This is a genomic window from Azonexus sp. GW821-FHT04F04 (assembly GCF_059420025.1).
Map to the genome: position 1 here is coordinate 75,483 of NZ_JBWKSX010000009.1, position 17,330 is coordinate 92,812.

Sequence of the window (17,330 nt, forward strand, 5' to 3'; positions counted from 1 at the left end):
AAGGGCGCCCACCTGCGCCCGTTCTTCAGACATCGAGCAGGGCTGTGCTGTCGCAGCCGACGCGCACGTTGCCCCAGTGCCTGCCGGCCACCTGGATCGGCATGGCGATATCGCACAACACCTCCCCAGTGTCACGGATATAGGTTTGCAAGAGCATTGGCTGGGTGTTGCGCGCCGCCCGCAATTCGGTGGGCGCCTCGAACTTGCGGCGCGTCCGGTTGCCGACCAGGTCGGCATCGTAATTGCCGGTCATCGGCCGCGAGTACTTGGTGTTGTGTGCGGTCAGATAGCCATTGAGGTCGACACCGACCGCATAGGCACCACCCTTCAGATCAGCCAGGGTATCGTCGAGCAATTTCTGGCACTCCCTGATATAAGCGTCTTCGTACTTGACCGAATATTTTTTTGGATTGGTGCCTGGTATAGGCCTGTAGTCGCAATCGAAGACATCGACGCCACGTTTAAGCATTGCTTCGAGGCAGGTCTGAAGCTGATCACGAAAAGTTCGTACGCGATCAACATAGATGTCGAACGAGCCACGGCCGATCTTGAATCGCGAGACCAGTTCCTGAACGCTCTCGGTCGCCTGGCACAGGGTCTGCGTCGACTGTTCCGAATCCTTCATGCTGCCGCAGACGGTGTTCGATAGATCATGCACCTGGGCCACGGCCTCATGAACCTGGCCATTGGTCGCCGTCAGCTGCTCCATGGCTGAAGCAATCTGATTCAACTGGTCACCGGTACGTTCAAAATCGCCTACCATGCGCTGGAATTCCCCGGACGAACGCTCGACCACCAGGCGGGTTTGCCGGATGTCGTTATTGATCATTTCGTTTTCGTTCTGCGTTTCACGGACCAGCGAAATCATATTGCTGATGTTGTCGGTGATTTCCTGGGTGGCGACGTTGACCCGCTCCGCCAGCTTCCGCACTTCGTCAGCCACCACGGCGAAGCCTCGCCCCATTTCGCCGGCCCGCGCCGCCTCGATTGCGGCATTCAGCGCCAGCAAATTTGTCTGCCCGGCAATGTCTTTGATCAAGTCGGCAATCTTTCGAATGCTGTCTGAACGTTGCGCAAGGTGATCGACAGTCTCGTTGAACGTTGCCAGCTTGTCACTGACCAGATGCACCTTGCTGACGATGTCGTGCATTTCGTACAGGGAAGAACGAGCCGTCGCCAGGTTGGCATCGGTCGAATGGGAAATCATCTCGGTCGACGCCGACACTTCCTGAATTGCTTGGATAGCTTCACTGCTGGCGCCAAAGACTGCGTTGGCTATTTCGCCCTGCTTGCCGGCCCGCTCCGCCGTCACCGAAACCGTTTTCTTGACGACCACTGCCTCGCGGGCGATGTTGACGCTCATCTTGCGCACTTCGCTAATAATCTCCCGCATCTTGTCGGCAAAGCGGTTGTAGGCCTCAGCCAGCGTGCGCAATTCGTCATGTGTGATGGTCGGAAGGTTGCGGGAGAAATCGCCTTCGCCCCGCGCGATTTCGTCGAAGATCGTCGAGATCAGGCGAATCGGCCTCAATATCAGGTGGCGCATGTAGACGATTTGCAGGACATTCCAGAAAAGCGCGAATACGGTCAGCGAAATCATTAACACCAGACCATGGTCCAGGCTAGCCGAAATCCGCTGCAGGACCTCAACACCAGCTCCGACCCTGGCAAACTCTTCGGCAACGACAGACTTCTGGTGAAAATAGATACCGAGATAGCCGATGTCGATGAAGAAGAGCAGCAAAAAGCTCATCAGCTTCTTGGTCAGCGAATTCCAGAAAGTTCTCTCGTTCCAGTCATAAAGCTGTCGAAAAAATTCCATTTTATTATCCAAAAATTCAAAATTCGTTGAATTCAATACCGGTTCCATAAAGTGGTCAAGTTATGGAAATCCCTCCATATGCTTGCGGCTTGCGATCCCCCGCAGGGCAAAATGGTGCATTGCGTTTCACGACAACAACAAATATTTCACATCGTGAAACTTTGCAACTACGTATATGTTTTTATGGTGATAAATTTTGTCTTATGTCTTATATAAGACTGTTGCTGCCCCGCAAAAAAATCACTATACTTTCTTCCATCGGCACTGCACCATAGACACCCGGTTCTTCGCCGACCCCCCCAAACCAAATTACCTGAGGAATTCACATGAGCACTCGCGAACAGCAAATCGCCGCCCTCGAAAAAGACTGGGCTGAAAACCCCCGCTGGAAAGGCATCAAGCGCGGCTACTCCGCTGCTGACGTCGTCCGCCTGCGCGGTTCTTTCCAGGTCGAGCACACCCTGGCCCGTCGCGGCGCCGAGAAGCTCTGGGATCTGGTCAACAACACCCCCTACGTCAACTGCCTGGGCGCTTTGACCGGCGGTCAAGCCGTTCAGCAAGCCAAGGCTGGCATCAAGGCCATCTACCTGTCCGGCTGGCAAGTTGCTGCCGACAACAACGAATACGCCGCCATGTACCCGGACCAGTCCCTGTACCCGGTTGACTCCGTGCCGAAGGTTGTCGAGCGCATCAACAACGCCTTCAACCGCGCTGATGAAATCCAGTGGTCGAAGAACATCAACGCTGGCGATGCTGGCCACGTTGAATACCACCTGCCGATCGTGGCTGACGCTGAAGCCGGTTTCGGCGGCGTGCTCAATGCCTACGAACTGATGAAGGCCATGATCCGCGCTGGCGCTGCTGGCGTGCATTGGGAAGACCAACTGGCTTCCGTCAAGAAGTGCGGTCACATGGGCGGCAAGGTGCTGGTTCCGACCACCGAAGCCATCCAAAAGCTGATCGCTGCCCGTATGGCGTCTGACGTCTATGGCGTGCCGACCCTGGTTATCGCCCGTACCGATGCGGAAGCAGCTGACCTGCTGACCTCCGACTACGACGAAAACGACAAGCCGTTCCTGACTGGCGAGCGTACTGCCGAAGGCTTCTACAAGACCAAGAAGGGTCTCGACCAGGCTATCTCCCGCGCCATCGCTTACGCTGACTACGCCGACCTGGTGTGGTGCGAAACCGGTACGCCGGATCTGGAATTTGCCCGCAAGTTCGCCGAAGCCGTGCATAAGGTTCACCCGGGCAAGATGCTGGCCTACAACTGTTCGCCTTCCTTCAACTGGAAGAAGAACCTGGACGACGCCACCATTGCCAAGTTCCAGGTTGAACTCGGCGCCATGGGCTACAAGTACCAGTTCATCACCCTGGCTGGCATCCACAACATGTGGTACCACATGTTCGACCTGGCTCAGGACTACGCCAAGCGCGGCATGTCGGCCTACGTCGAGAAGGTTCAGGAGCCGGAATTCGCTGCTCGTGACCGTGGCTACACCTTCGTCTCGCACCAGCAGGAAGTTGGTACCGGTTACTTCGACGACGTCACCACCGTCATCCAGGGCGGCAAGTCCAGCGTCACCGCACTGACCGGCTCGACCGAAGAAGAACAGTTCCACTAAGAAGCTCACCGCTTTGAATTGCCGCCCGACCGGGTGGCAAGCGAAGGCCGACACTCACGAGGTGTCGGCCTTTTTCGTTGTGAGAAGCGACTGTTACGGTCAACCCGAAAAAACGGCCAAAATTGAAATGCTCAAACCGATGGCCGCGTCCACATCCAGCTCAACACCGTAACGGCAACTACCAGCGGCACATAGCACCATGGCTCCGGCAGGCCAAACCAGCCGCCGATGGCGCTGATCGCCATGAGAACCGTCGCCAGCCGCTTGGCAACGAGAGGAATGGCGCCATGGTCGCGCCAGGCACGAATGGCCGGCCCGGCGCTCGGGTGCGCCAGCAGCCTGGCCTCCCATTCCGGATGCGAGCGGGCGAAGAAATAGGCGGCGAGGATCAGGAAAGGCGTTGTCGGCAGCAGGGGCAGCACGGCACCGATCACGCCGAGCACGACACAAAGGACACCAAGGCCACGATAGACGGGGGTTTTCATGGCAACCTCAGCGCAGTTCCCAATAACTCGGCCGGCTGTAGGTTTCCTTGAGCAGATCGATAAACAGCCTGACCCGCAGCGGCAAATGTCGGCGTTGTGGAAAGACGGCGTAGATGCCCATCGGCGGCGCCTGCCAGGCGTCGAGTACCGAGGTCAGCCGGCCCTCCTTCAAATCCTGCCCAACCTCCCAGAGCGAACGCCAGGCCAGGCCGCGGCCGGCCAGCGCCCATTCGTGCAGGACCGCGCCATCGTTGCATTCGAAACTGCCGCCGACCTTGATGGTATCGACCTGATTGCTATCCGGATCGCGAAAGACCCAACCGCGCTGCTGGCCGAGCGACAGGCATTCGTGGTTGGCCAGATCGGCCGGCTGGCGTGGGACGCCGTGGGCGACCAAGTAGGCCGGGCTGGCGACGACCATCCGGCGCATCTCGCCGAGGCGGACGCTGATCAGGCTGGAATCGGTCAGTTCGCCGATACGGATGGCGCAGTCGATGTTTTCGTTGACCAGATCAACCAGCCGGTCGCTCAAGTTCAGATTGACCCGCACTTCCGGGTTGGCCAGCATGAAATCGCCGACCAGTGGCGCGACATGCTGTCGCCCGAAGCCGGATGGCGCCGAGACCCGTAACTGACCGCTGGCCCGCACGCTGCCCAGCGATACCGCAGCCTCGGCATTAGCCAGATCATTGAGCGTTTTCTGGCAATCTTCGAGAAACGCCTGGCCCTCGAAAGTAATGGTCAGCTTGCGCGTGGTGCGCAGCAATAGTTTGACGCCGAGCCGCGCTTCGAGCGCATCAAGCCGCCGGCCGATAACCGCCGGCGTGACGCCCTCAACCCGCGCTGCCGCGGAAAGACTGCCCCGAGTAGCGGCCGAAACAAAGGCTTCAATCTGTTTTAGGCGGTCCATTTGATACCTGAAGTAAAAGATGAATTGATTCTATCCGTCTTTCAAGTCTTATAGAAGAGTCATAGAATTCATTGCATCGCAGCATTCATTCATCCTTCACACAGGAGTTCCTCATGGCCCTCAATCTACCGCAAGGCGTGCAAATTACCGGTCCGATCAAGCCGGGTTACGAATCCGTTCTCACCTTCGAAGCCCTCGAACTGGTCGCCAAGTTGCACCGCGCCTTCGAAGCCCGTCGCCAGGAACTGCTCAAGGCCCGCGTTGCCCGCCAGGCCCGCATCGATGCCGGTGAAATGCCCGACTTCCTGCCGGAAACGGCCCACATCCGCGCCGGCGACTGGAAGGTCGCCCCGGTGCCGCCAGCCCTGCACTGCCGTCGCGTTGAAATCACCGGCCCGGTCGAAGCCAAGATGATCATCAACGCTTTCAACTCCGGCGCTGATTCCTACATGACCGACTTCGAGGATTCGAATTCCCCGAACTGGGACAACCAGATCCAGGGTCAGATCAACCTGTACAAGGCGATCCGCCGCGAACTCTCGTTCAAGGGCGAGAACGGCAAGGAATACAAGCTCAACGACAAGATCGCCACCCTGCAGATCCGTCCGCGTGGCTGGCACCTCGACGAAAAGCACGTGCTCGTTGACGGCCAGCGCGTCGGCGGCGGCATCTTCGACTTCGCCGTCGTCTTCTTCCACAATGCCAAGGAACAGATCGCCCGCGGCGCCGGCCCCTTCTTCTACCTGCCGAAGATGGAAAGCCACCTCGAAGCCCGCCTGTGGAACGACATCTTCGTCATGGCCCAGGACCACATCGGCCTGCCGCAAGGCACCATCAAGGCCACCGTGCTGGTCGAAACCATCCTCGCCACCTTCGAGATGGAAGAAATCCTCTACGAACTGCGCGAACACTCGGCTGGTTTGAACGCCGGTCGCTGGGACTACATTTTCAGCTGCATCAAGAAGTTCAAGAAGAACAAGGACTTCTGCCTGGCCCAGCGCAGCGCCATCACCATGGAAGTGCCCTTCATGCGCTCCTACGCCCTGGCTCTGGTGCAGGCTTGCCACAAGCGCGGCGCCCCGGCGATGGGCGGCATGTCGGCCCTGATCCCGATCAAGAACGACCCGGTCGCCAACGAAAAGGCCCTGGCCGGCATCCGCCACGACAAGACCCGCGACGCCAATGACGGCTACGACGGCGGCTGGGTGGCCCACCCGGGCCTCGTGCCGATCGCCATGGAAGAGTTCGTCAAGGTCCTCGGCGACAAGCCGAACCAGTTCGAAAAGCAGGTCGAAGGCAAGTTCGGCCCGGCCCAGTGGCTCGATTTCAAGCAGGAAACTCCGATCACCGAAGCCGGCCTGCGCAACAACATCAACGTCGGCATCCATTACCTCGGCTCCTGGCTGGCCGGCAACGGCTGCGTGCCCATCCACAACCTGATGGAAGATGCGGCCACCGCCGAAATCTCCCGCTCGCAAGTGTGGCAGTGGGTGGTTTCGCCGAAGGGTATCCTCGACGACGGCCGCAAGGTCACCGAAGAAATGGTCCGCCCGATGATCGCCGAGGAACTGGCCAAGGTTAAGGTCACCGTTACCGCCCAGGGCGAAGACACGGCAACCTACGACCAGGCCGCCGAAATCTTCGACAAGATGTCGCTGACCCCGGAATACCCGGAATTCCTGACCCTGCCGCTGTACGAGGCAATGGAGTAAAGCGGTACCCGGAACACGGTGCGCAGACACCCGACTCCGACAGAGAAGCTGGAAGAAAAGCGCCGGGAAAACCCGGCGTTTTTTGTTGACCCGGATGCGCTTAGAAGGCAACTCCGTTCGCCATTTGAGTACCGAGAGCCGAGCCGCTTCCTATGACTCAAGCCCCACCATACCGGCATCCGGATAGCGCCGGCCGGCGACCTGGGCCGGATCGAAAAGCCGATCAAGCTCGGCGATTTCCGACGAGCTCAAAGTGAGGTTGGCGGCTTCAGCATTTTGTTCGAGGTAGGCGATACGTCGGGTGCCCGGAATGGGGATGACGTGCGGATGTTTGCAGAGCAGCCATGCCAGGGCGACTTGGGCATTGCTCAGGCCACGCGCCGAGGCGAAGGCAGCAAGTTGTTCAACAAGCAGTCGGTTGGCGTGTTCGGCTTCGCCCTGAAAACGCGGATTGGTTTTGCGGAAATCATTGTCGGCCAGCTCCTCTGGCTTGACCGTACCGGTCAGAAAGGCGCGACCAAGCGGGCTGTAGGCGACAAAAGTCGTGTCCAGCTCAGCACAGGTAGCGAGCATGTCGCGCTCAGGATCACGCGTCCATAACGAATATTCGCTTTGCACGGCGGCGATCGGATGCACGGCGCTAGCTTGCCGCAACGTCCTGGCAGAGACTTCGGAAAGACCGATCTGGCAGACTTTCCCAGCTGCGACCAGGTCGGCCATGGCAGCCACCGTTTCCTCGATGGGCACTTCCGGGTTGCGTCGATGGCAGTAATAGAGGTCGATCTGCTCAACGCCGAGGCGTTGCAGCGAGGCGTCGCAGGCGTTCCGGATGTAGGCCGGGCTGTTGTCGACGTGCCGCTCGTACGTGCCGGGCTGGCGGACAATGCCGAACTTGCTGGCAATCACCACCTGTTGCCGGCGTGTCGGGCCGCCTTCCTTGAGAAAACGGGCGAGCAGGCTCTCGTTGTGGCCAAAGCCGTAGGTGTCGGCGCTGTCGAAGAAATTGATACCGAGCTCGAGCGCCCGGGCCAGCGTGCGCAGGGATTCGGCATCGTCGCTGGCGCCGTAGAACTCGCTCATCCCCATGCAGCCGAGTCCGATGGCGGAGACAGGTTGCTGCTGCGGACCAAGAAAGCGTGTTTGCATGTTGATGGCCCTTTACTGAACGGTGTAGCCGCCATCGATGGCGAAGCCTTGGCCATTAATGTAGCTGGCCGCCGAAGAAAGCAGGAAGAGCACGGGGTTGGCGATTTCCTCGGGCTGACCGGGACGGCCCGCCGGGCTGGTCTTGAGCGTGGCTTCCAGATTTTCCAGACCGCCGAAGCCGATTTCGGCCATCGGCGTGACGACAGGACCGGGATTGACCGCATTGACCCGGATGCCCTGCTGGAAACCTTCGAGCGCCGCACTGCGGGTCAGCCCGAGTACGGCATGCTTGCTGGCCGTGTAAGGTGAAAAATTGGCAAAACCGATCTGGGCGACGACGGAAGCGGTATTGACGATGGACCCGCCGCCGGTTTTCAGCATCGCGGCCATTTCGTATTTGAGCGACCAGAACACGCCGTATACGTTGGCCTGCATGACTTCGGCGAAATCGGCGCTGGTCAATTCGTGGATGGGTGCCACCTTGCCCAGCACGCCGGCGTTGTTGAAGGCACCGTCCAGTCTGCCAAAGTGGGCGACGGTCGTCGCCACGGCGTTCTGGATATCGGCTTCGACGGTGACGTCGGTGCGAATGGCGATGGCGTCGCCGCCGGCAGCGCGAATCTGCATCACCAGATTTTCCAGCGCATCCAGACGGCGGGCGGCCAGCGCCACCTTGGTCCCGGCCCGACCAAGCGCCAGGGCGGTGGCGGCGCCAATGCCGGACGAAGCACCAGTAACGAGGATGGTTTTGCCCGACAGGTCGGCCAGAATATTTTGCATGTTGTTCTCCATTGCGGGGTTGGGGATATGACAGCAAGCAGCCTACTCCCGGGCCCACTGTGCAACAATCCGCATATTGTTTGATAAGCTATTGAGCTATTCTCACCAATCATGAACCCCGCCAGTCTTGCCGATCTCCAGTCATTTGCCGCCGTGGCGCGCTTGCGCAGCTTTCGCAAGGCAGCCACCGAACTTGGCGTTTCGCCGTCAGCCCTGAGCCATGCCTTGCGCGGTCTGGAAGCCCGGCTCGGCGTCCGTCTGCTCAACCGGACAACGCGCAGTGTGGCGCCGACCGAGGCCGGCCAACGCCTGCTCGACCGGCTGTCGCCCGCCTTGCAGGACATCCACGGCGCGCTGGACGAGGTCAATGCCTTTCGCGATTCGCCACTCGGCACGCTGCGCATCAACGCGCCGCGTGCCGCTTGCGAGCTGGTCCTGGCGCCGATGCTCGGGCGCTTTCTGGGAGCCAACCCGGGCATGCGCGTCGAATTGGTGGCCGATGATGCCTTCGTCGATATCGTCGCCACCGGCTTCGATGCCGGCGTTCGCTTCGGCGAAAGTCTGCAGCAGGATATGGTCGCCGTGCCGCTCGGCCCGGCCCAGCGTTTTGTCGTGGTTGCCTCGCCCGACTATCTGGCGGCACACGGCACACCAGTTTGCCCGCGCGAATTGCAGCAACACCGCTGCATTCGCATCCGTTTCCCCAACGGCAGTTTTTATCGCTGGGAATTTGCCCGCGATAGCGAGCAGTTTGAAATCGAAGTCGACGGGCCGGTTGCCGTCGGCCAAATGCCGCTGATGATCACGGCCGCAGAACAAGGCCTCGGGCTGGCCTATGTATATGCCCAGTATGCGGCGGCGCCAGTAGCCGACGGCCGGCTGAAAACAGTGCTTGACGACTGGTGCCCGGAAATCCCCGGCTTTTACCTGTACTACCCGAGCCGCAAGCTGATGCCGGCTGGCTTGAAAGCCTTTGTCGACATGCTGCGGATATTGCCCTGACCCTGCCAGGACAATCCCGTGAGCAGCGAGGGAGTCCGGGACGCAAGTAGCCAACTCCTACGGTCAACCGGAAAAATCGGCCAAAAATGAAATCCGATTCATCACTTTTTGATGATATTCAAGGCCTTGGACGTTCTCTGCCGCCGTCCAAGTTGACCTTGATCAAACAACCTGCCATCTCTTAGTCAAATCGTATTAGTCTGGATTGCCCGAAATATTCCGTAAGCCATAATCACGCACTGAAAAATTCCCCGTCCGGAAATCACTGCCGTGAATCTCAACGCAAAAGTCACTTTCTTTTTTGTCAGTATTTTTGCCGGCTTGCTGGCCGTACTCCTCGCCATCAGCCTGTACGCTTTCCGCAACTTCTCCATTGCCTCGGCGACGGATCACATCCGGACCGCCGGTGAAATCGTCCGCGTGCACTTGACGGAATCGATGATCAACGGCGTCATCGACAAGCGCGAGAGCTTTCTGCGCCGCCTGGTCGAAGTCCAGGGACTGAAGTCGGCGCGCGTCATCCGCTCGACCGAAGTCGAAAAACAATTTGGCAAGGGTCTGATCCAGGAGGCCGCCGTCGATGATCTGGAACGGCAGGTTCTCAAGGAAGGGAAGCCCCGCTTCGAGGTCATCACCCAAGGCGATGAAACCGTCTTCCGCGGCATCATTCCCTATATCGCCACGGCCAGTGGCAATCCGAACTGCCTGCAATGCCACCAGGTCAGCGAAGGCGCTGTACTTGGCGCCGTCAGCATGAGCATGTCGATCGAAGGTTTGCGCGAGAAAGCACTGATTACGGTGGCCGGCATCGGCCTCGTCGTCGCCTTCTTCGCGCTACTGCTCGTTTTGTTGCTGCGCCGCCTGTTGCGCCCCATTTCGGATACCGCCAACGCCGTCGAAGATGCCGTTCAACGTGCCCTGCGCGGCGATTTCAAGGCGCATGTCGAGAAGAAGACCAACGACGAAATCGGCCAGATCGCGACCGACATGAACCGCTTGCTGACCTTCCTCGACGACGGCCTCAACCGCATCGGCACCAATGTCGCCCGTCTCACCGAACGCACCCCGGCCCCCGGTGAAAACCTGCTGACAGCGACCATCGACATGGTCGACGGACTGACCAAGGCAGCCCACTTCAAGCAGGCCATCGAGGAAGATGAAGTCAAGAACGAGATCTACCAGCGCCTTTCCGGCGCGCTGCAAGAGGAATTCAAGCTGCAGGAATTCTCGCTCTACGAAGTCAGCAGCAACAAGAAGCAGATGAAAGCCATCATGGTCGATGGCCAAATGGCCGACACCTGCCGCTGGTGCGACCCGCAGATTCTGATCCGCCCCGAAGCCTGCCGTGTTCGGCGCACCGGCCACCTCGTCGACAGCATCAGCAGTCCGGGCATCTGTTACTCGTTCCAGCCGCCGGCCGAACTGGGCGAACGCCGTCATGTCTGCTTCCCGGTCATCCAGTCGGGTGCCGTCGGCAGCGTCGTTCAGCTGATGACGACCCCGGAAAAATCAGCCGAATTACTCAGCCAGATTCCCTTCATCAACGTTTACCTGCGCGAAACGGCACCGGTACTCGAAACTAAGCGGCTCATGGAAAACCTGCGTGACTCGACGCTGCGCGACCCGATGACCGGCCTCAACAACCGCCGCTTCCTCGAGGAATACGTCGAGACACTGGTTTCCAGCGTGCACCGCAAACGCACCCACGTCGCCATCCTGATGCTCGATCTCGACTACTTCAAGATGGTCAACGACACCTATGGCCACGATGCCGGCGATGCCGTGTTGAAAGCACTCTCCTCGCTGCTCAAGCAGTCGGTGCGCGCTTCCGATCTGGTCATTCGCTATGGCGGTGAAGAATTCCTGATCATCCTGGTCGACAGCGAAGGCGAGGCCGCCGACCACGTCGCTGAAAAAATCCGCCTCGCCGTCGAAAGCCTCAAGGTTCAGGTCGCCGGCATCACCCTGCAAAAGACCATCTCGATCGGCATTGCCGATTTCCCGACCGACAGCGACACCTTCTGGCAGGCCGTCAAGTTTGCCGACGTCGCGATGTACCAGGCCAAGGACCAGGGACGCAATCGGGTCGTCCGTTTCAATCCGGCGATGTGGAGCGATAACAAGGAATACTGAACACTTTATCCATTACCACAGATACAAGATAAAGCGACTTTTTCACCCGTTATCAAAACTTAACTGAGGCAATACACTGGCAACCTTCTGATTCTTTCTGGAGGCTGCCCGTGATTTCCGCCCTCTCCGCCCTGCTCGTTTTCCAGTTGGCCGGCGAAGTTCTCGCCCGCTCGCTCAGTCTGCCCATCCCCGGCCCGGTCATCGGCATGCTCATGCTCTTTGTCGCCCTCGTGCTGCGCGGCGGCCCCGGCGAAGAGTTGCAGACGACCAGCCAGAATCTGCTGCAACACCTGTCGCTGCTCTTCGTCCCGGCCGGCACCGGCATCATGGTTCATCTCCACCGGGTCTCCGACGAATGGCTGCCGCTGCTCGTTTCGCTGCTGGTCAGCACGCTGGCCACCCTGATCGTCACCGCGCTGGTCATGAAACTCTGCCAGCGCCACCCGGCCGCCACCGGAGAAACGCCATGACCCAGGAAATCAGCCAGATCTGGGTCTACCTCTCGGCCTCGCCGCTGCTCGGGCTGACCGTCACGCTGCTTGCCTATCAGGCCGCCTTCGCCCTCTACCGGCGTTCTGGCAACAACCCGCTGGCCAACCCGGTGCTCATCGCCGTTTTCATTTTGGTGCTGTTTTTGACGTTGACCGCAACATCGTACGAAACCTACTTCGCCGGTGCCCAGTTCGTGCATTTTCTGCTCGGCCCGGCCACCGTCGCGCTGGCCATCCCGCTGTACACGCAGTTCAAGCGCGTCCGCTCGATGCTCTTGCCGGTGCTCGCCGGGCTGCTCGCCGGCAGTCTGACCGCCATCGTCTCGGCCGTGCTGGTCGCCCGCCTGCTCGGCGCCAGCGACTCGACCCAGCTTTCGCTCGCCCCCAAGTCGGTGACGACGCCAATCGCCATGGGCATCGCCGAACGGATCGGCGGCATTCCGTCGCTGACCGCCGTGCTGGTCATCGTCACCGGCATCCTCGGCGCTGTTGGCGCGCGCTTCGTCTTCGACGCCATGAAGGTGCGCGACCCGGCCATCCGCGGCTTCGCCATCGGCATCGCCTCGCACGGCATCGGCACGGCTCGCGCCTTTCAGGTCAACGAGCAGAGCGGCGCCTTTGCCGCCCTGGCCATGGGCATGAACGGCGCACTCACCGCCCTGCTCGTGCCCTGGATCGCCGCTTATCTGATCAACATAGGGTAAGTACCTATGGCCGATGCCGCCCGGGCAGCGAAGAATTTGGCCATGCTCATGCGCCCCCCTCTTCCACAGCCGAAACATACCCGACTCTGGCTCGCACCTTATGTCGCGATTGGCGTTTTCGCGCTGGCCATGCTGATCCTTACCGCCCTGCTCCAGTGGCGCGAACTGGACACTGCCCGATCGGCCCTGGAGGGCGACATGCACTGGGCGGAAAGGACCATCGAAAACCGCCTGCATGCGCATCAGGATTTTCTCGGCGAACTCGGTCGCGAGCAGGAGTTCAAGCAGCTCACCTACGAGGCCTTCCAGGTCAAGGCCGGCCGTTATGCGCGCGAGGCGCCGGAAATCCAGGCCATCATCTGGGTCGATACCGATGGCAAGGTGGAGTGGGTTGCCCCCAACGAATCAACCGCTGTCTTTGTTGGCGAACAACTGACCGGCGAGCGTCTGGCCGCCCTGCAGAAAGCCTTGCGCGTCCGCACCGAGGTCGTTTCAGCCGACTACCGCGATGCCACCCAACGCCCGGCGCACGACATCATCCTGCCGGTCCAGCGCGGCAGTGCCGACCTCGGCGCATTCATCGCCGTCGAGTCGATTGAAGCGTTGCTGCGCACCACCCTGCCGACCGTGTTCACGACCCGCTACAGCCTGACCGTGGTCGATGCGCAGAATCGCGAGGTTCTCAGCAATTCGTCGGTCAAGCCGACCGACCGCCAGGTTTCCGGCCAGATCAGCCTTGATCTGCCCAACAACCGCCTCGGCCTCAATATCGTCGCCTACCGCGTCGGCGGCGCCTGGCTGCCCTTCGTGCCAGCGGCGCTGATTATCGTGCTGACCTTGATCGCGTCGGTGACGCTGATCCAGCTGCGCCGGCACGCCCAGCATCGGGCCGACACCGAGGAGGAACTGCGCACCGCTTACGCCTTCCGCCAAGCCATGTCGCAATCGCTGATCACCGGCCTCCGCGCCATCGATCTCGAAGGCCGGATCACCTTCGTCAACGCCGCTTTCTGCCGGATGACCGGCTTCGACGAAAGCGAGTTGGTCGGCATCAAGCCGCCCTACCCATACTGGCCACCAGAAGAATTCGATCGCCTGCAGAACAACATCGACACCGCCCTGGCCGGTAAGGCGCCGGCCAGTGGCTTCGAGATGCGCATCATGCGCAAGAGCGGCGAGCGCTTCGATGTCCGCCTCTACTTTTCACCACTGATCGGCACTAATGGCCAGCAGATCGGCTGGATGGCCTCGATGAACGACATCACCGAACCGAAGCGGGTGCGCGTCGAACTCGAACGCGCCCATGAACGCTTCGTCACGGTCATCGACGGCCTCGACTCGGCGGTGCACGTCGCCGACGTTCAGACCGGTGAAATCCTCTTTGCCAACCGCGCCTTCCAGAACATCTTCGGCTTCGACGCGGTCGGCCAGAACTCGGCGCAGGTTACCGCCGCCTGCCGGCCGCCACCTGAACAGCTAGCCCGCGACCCGCAGCAGATCGGCGCCGATGAACTGCCCTGCGAGCTGTTCGACGGCGAACTCCAGCACACCCTGTCCGGCCACTGGTATCACCTGCATGAACGGGCCATCCGCTGGGTCGACGGGCGTACCGTGCGCGTCCAGATCGGCGCCGACATCACCGACCGCAAGCATATCGATGAGGTCAATCTGCAGCAGCAAAAGCGGCTCGAGCAGACTTCGCGCCTGATCACCATGGGCGAAATGGCCTCATCGCTGGCCCATGAACTCAACCAGCCGCTGTCGGCCATCGCCAATTACTGCGCCGGTTGCGTCAAGCGCATGCAGGCAGGCAACTATCGCATCGATGACATCCTCGCCGCCATGCAGAAGGCCTCGGACCAGGCCGAGCGGGCCGGCAAGATCATCCGCCGCATGCGCGACATGGTGAAGAAGGGCGACCCCAACCGGCAACCCATCGCCCTCGAAGAACTGGTCGATGAAACGCGCGCCTTTGCCGACATCGATGCCCAGCGCACCGGCACGCAGATCGTCGTCGACCTGCCCGATAATTTGCCGAAAATCGTCGTCGACCGCATCATGATCGAGCAGGTGCTGCTCAATTTGTTCAAGAACGGCATCGAAGCGATGAGCGACGTGCCGGTCGAGCGCCGGCTGCTGACCCTGCAGGCGAGACGTGTCGACGAGCGGATGCTGGAAATCACTGTGGCCGACCAGGGGCACGGCCTGGCCGAAGAAGACATCGAAAAGATTTTTGCGCCGTTCTACACGACCAAGGCCGAAGGCATGGGCATCGGTCTGGCGATCTGCCGCTCGATCATCGAATTTCACCAGGGGCGGCTGTGGGTCGAGCCACGGCGCGAAGGTGGTACCGTGTTCCACTTCACTGTACCGATCGAAGAGTTAGGCGAGGACAGCAATGAATGATCTGACGCAGACAATTTACGTCGTCGATGACGACGAGGCCATGCGCGACTCGATGACCTGGCTGCTCGAGGGCGAAGGCTACGTTGTGGCCTGCTTCGATTCGGCCGAGAGCTTTCTCAAGGCGCGCCGCGACGACATGCGCGGCTGCCTGATACTCGATGTGCGGATGCCGGAAATGAGCGGCCTTGAACTGCATGAAAAGCTCGATGCTCTCGGCTCCGAATTGCCGGTCATCTTCGTCACCGGTCACGGCGATGTACCGATGGCCGTCTCGGCGCTGCAGCGCGGTGCCTGCGATTTCATCGAAAAGCCCTTCCACAACGAGGATCTGCTCTCGCGCATCGTCCGCGCCCTGGAGCTGGACGCCCAGCTATCAGCCCGCCGCCAGCGCAACGGGGCGATCAGCCACCGCCTCGATCAGCTGACCCAGCGCGAAAGCGAAGTCATGAAACTGGTCGTCGCCGGCAAGCTCAACAAGCAGATCGCCGACGAACTCAACATCAGCATGAAAACCGTCGAAGCCCACCGGGCGCGGGTCATGGAGAAAATGGGTGTGCGCACCTTGGCCGAACTGGTCAAGGCCGTGGTGACGGTTAACTGAAAACGCGCGGCGGACGCGCCGGGCCAGACACTCAAAGCGGGATGATGTCGTCGCCGCCGGTGCCGAAGTGGCCTTCGTAATGCTTGAGCTGGCGAACTTCCTTGCGGCGCAGCAGCTTTTCCTGCACCTTGGGCGGCAGGTCGGTGAACATGATCAGATCCTTGGCAATCAGTAGTTCGATCGTGTCTTCGATAACCCGGACAAAGTCTCGGTCAAGTTCATGGAGCTCGTTCTGCCGCCAGCGTTCGTGGATAAACTGCAAGACATCGGGATGATCGGCCGGCAAGGCTTCACTGGCATCGCCGAGGGGCATCGGATGCGCTTCGCAAATATTGCCCTTGCTGTCTCTTGCCACGTAAAGCATGCCCATTCCTCTCTCGGTTGATCGACGCAGTCTGCATTAGCTGATCGTGATTTGCAATTGATCCGGGCCGGAAAGGCCCAGTATCAGTAGTTCCTGACCGGCGCCTTGATCGGCATTTTCGGCGTTCCGAAATAGGTCGCCGGCGGCGCCTTGAAGCCAACCGCCTTGCCTTTCTGGTCGGTGACGATCGTCGCCGACTGCTCCTGCGGCTTTTTGCGGCTGGCGGTGATTTCCATCGCCACCGCCCGTGCCGGCATCGGGCGATCCATTTCAGCGCGCACGATGCGCACCCGTTCGGTGGCGATGCGCTTGTCGATGACATCCGTCGACATGTTCCGCTCGACGAGCTTTTCGCGCATGTTGAGCAAGTCTTCGAGCTCCTTCGAACTACGCATCGAACGCACCGGCGCTCCCCATTTTTCCTTGGGCTGGCTGACCGCGATGTTGAACTCTTCCGGATTGGTCACCATGCGCGCCAGTTCCAGCCGGTCGTGGCGCATCGCCCACTCCAGCGCACCATCGCCCCAGTCGTTCTTCGGCATCCGGTCGGCGCCCTTTTCGATCAGCTTGCGGGCCAGCCCCTGATGGCCTTCATACACCGCCATCATCAGCACGCTCGAACCGTTGGTGCTCAGGGCATTGATGTCCGCCCCCTGATCGATCAGAAAATCGGCCACGTCGCTGCGCCCGGCGAACACCGCGTAATGCAGCGCCGACCATTGCCGGGCCGGGGCGTTGATGCGCGCCCCGCGCTCCAGCAGCCATTTGACCGTATCCAGATTGCCGCGCCAGGCAGCCAGCGCAATCGCCGATTCGCCATTCGAATTGAGCTTGTTGATATCGGCACCACGCGACAGAAACAGACGCATGAGGTCCGGCTTGCCCTCCCAGGCACCGATCATCAGACCCGAACCGATCCGGCTGCCCATGAAATCAGGCGGCAGGCCGGCATCGAGCCAGCTTTCCGCCTGGCCTACATCGCCGAGCTCCATGCTGACAGTGAAGCGCACCGGGTCGGGCAAGGCATCGGCCGAAAAAACCGGCGCCGAAGCCGACAGCAAAAACCCCATCGCGCTTATCATGGCAAGCCGTCGTTTTACAGTTAGTTTCATTGCGTATCCATTGCCTCAGGCCAGCCCCCATTTTCTC

General features: G+C 60.4%; 15 protein-coding genes. 8 read left to right on the forward strand and 7 right to left on the reverse strand.

What is annotated here, in order from left to right:
- Window positions 1-25 precede the first annotated feature (25 nt).
- Entirely contained in the window at window positions 26-1,822 is a 1,797-nt protein-coding gene (locus AC07TV_RS16825) for a methyl-accepting chemotaxis protein (protein ID WP_494649514.1), read from the reverse strand.
- 326 nt (window positions 1,823-2,148) lie between these two features.
- Between AC07TV_RS16825 and aceA the strand changes: the two genes are divergently transcribed.
- Window positions 2,149-3,447, forward strand: coding sequence for an isocitrate lyase (gene aceA / locus AC07TV_RS16830; RefSeq protein WP_494649515.1), 1,299 nt, complete (start codon window positions 2,149-2,151; stop codon window positions 3,445-3,447).
- A 131-nt stretch (window positions 3,448-3,578) separates the two neighbouring features.
- Here the strand turns inward: aceA and AC07TV_RS16835 are convergent, their stop codons facing one another.
- Together AC07TV_RS16835 and AC07TV_RS16840 are read right to left on the reverse strand one after the other, a co-directional pair.
- Window positions 3,579-3,932, reverse strand: a complete 354-nt coding sequence (locus tag AC07TV_RS16835) for a YbaN family protein (RefSeq protein ID WP_494649516.1) — start codon at window positions 3,930-3,932, stop codon at window positions 3,579-3,581.
- Window positions 3,933-3,939: 7 nt separating this feature from the next.
- Window positions 3,940-4,842 (reverse strand): LysR family transcriptional regulator, encoded by a 903-nt coding sequence (locus AC07TV_RS16840; protein WP_494649517.1) that lies wholly within the window; start codon window positions 4,840-4,842, stop codon window positions 3,940-3,942.
- Between the two features lie 113 nt (window positions 4,843-4,955).
- On the opposite strand from AC07TV_RS16840, the gene aceB reads away from it, so the two are divergent.
- Window positions 4,956-6,554, forward strand: a complete 1,599-nt coding sequence (gene aceB / locus AC07TV_RS16845) for a malate synthase A (RefSeq protein ID WP_494649518.1) — start codon at window positions 4,956-4,958, stop codon at window positions 6,552-6,554.
- A 150-nt stretch (window positions 6,555-6,704) separates the two neighbouring features.
- Here the strand turns inward: aceB and AC07TV_RS16850 are convergent, their stop codons facing one another.
- Window positions 6,705-7,700, reverse strand: a complete 996-nt coding sequence (locus AC07TV_RS16850; protein WP_494649519.1) for an aldo/keto reductase — start codon at window positions 7,698-7,700, stop codon at window positions 6,705-6,707.
- 12 nt (window positions 7,701-7,712) lie between these two features.
- Window positions 7,713-8,480: an SDR family NAD(P)-dependent oxidoreductase gene (locus AC07TV_RS16855; RefSeq protein WP_494649520.1), complete on the reverse strand. Its 768-nt coding sequence runs from the start codon at window positions 8,478-8,480 to the stop codon at window positions 7,713-7,715.
- A 111-nt stretch (window positions 8,481-8,591) separates the two neighbouring features.
- Here AC07TV_RS16855 and AC07TV_RS16860 point away from each other — a divergent pair, with 111 nt between their 5' ends.
- The 6 genes from AC07TV_RS16860 to AC07TV_RS16885 all read left to right on the forward strand — a co-directional run bounded on the left by AC07TV_RS16860 (window position 8,592) and on the right by AC07TV_RS16885 (window position 15,817).
- Window positions 8,592-9,482, forward strand: a complete 891-nt coding sequence (locus AC07TV_RS16860) for a LysR family transcriptional regulator (RefSeq protein ID WP_494649521.1) — start codon at window positions 8,592-8,594, stop codon at window positions 9,480-9,482.
- Window positions 9,483-9,752: 270 nt separating this feature from the next.
- Window positions 9,753-11,615, forward strand: coding sequence for a diguanylate cyclase (locus tag AC07TV_RS16865; protein ID WP_494649522.1), 1,863 nt, complete (start codon window positions 9,753-9,755; stop codon window positions 11,613-11,615).
- Between the two features lie 110 nt (window positions 11,616-11,725).
- A complete protein-coding gene (locus tag AC07TV_RS16870; RefSeq protein ID WP_494649523.1) occupies window positions 11,726-12,085 on the forward strand; it encodes a CidA/LrgA family protein in 360 nt (119 codons plus the stop codon).
- Window positions 12,082-12,810 (forward strand): LrgB family protein, encoded by a 729-nt coding sequence (locus tag AC07TV_RS16875; protein WP_494649524.1) that lies wholly within the window; start codon window positions 12,082-12,084, stop codon window positions 12,808-12,810. The genes AC07TV_RS16870 and AC07TV_RS16875 overlap by 4 nt, the downstream gene beginning before the upstream one ends.
- Before the next feature lie 42 nt (window positions 12,811-12,852).
- Window positions 12,853-15,216, forward strand: coding sequence for a PAS domain S-box protein (locus AC07TV_RS16880; protein ID WP_494649525.1), 2,364 nt, complete (start codon window positions 12,853-12,855; stop codon window positions 15,214-15,216).
- Window positions 15,209-15,817, forward strand: a complete 609-nt coding sequence (locus AC07TV_RS16885; protein WP_494649526.1) for a response regulator transcription factor — start codon at window positions 15,209-15,211, stop codon at window positions 15,815-15,817. The genes AC07TV_RS16880 and AC07TV_RS16885 overlap by 8 nt, the downstream gene beginning before the upstream one ends.
- Before the next feature lie 31 nt (window positions 15,818-15,848).
- Here the strand turns inward: AC07TV_RS16885 and AC07TV_RS16890 are convergent, their stop codons facing one another.
- On the reverse strand, window positions 15,849-16,187 hold the full coding sequence (locus AC07TV_RS16890; protein WP_494649527.1) for a hypothetical protein: 339 nt from the start codon (window positions 16,185-16,187) through the stop codon (window positions 15,849-15,851).
- Between the two features lie 77 nt (window positions 16,188-16,264).
- Complete coding sequence (locus tag AC07TV_RS16895; protein WP_494649528.1) at window positions 16,265-17,251, reverse strand: ankyrin repeat domain-containing protein; 987 nt, start codon at window positions 17,249-17,251, stop codon at window positions 16,265-16,267.
- Window positions 17,252-17,330: the final 79 nt, after the last annotated feature.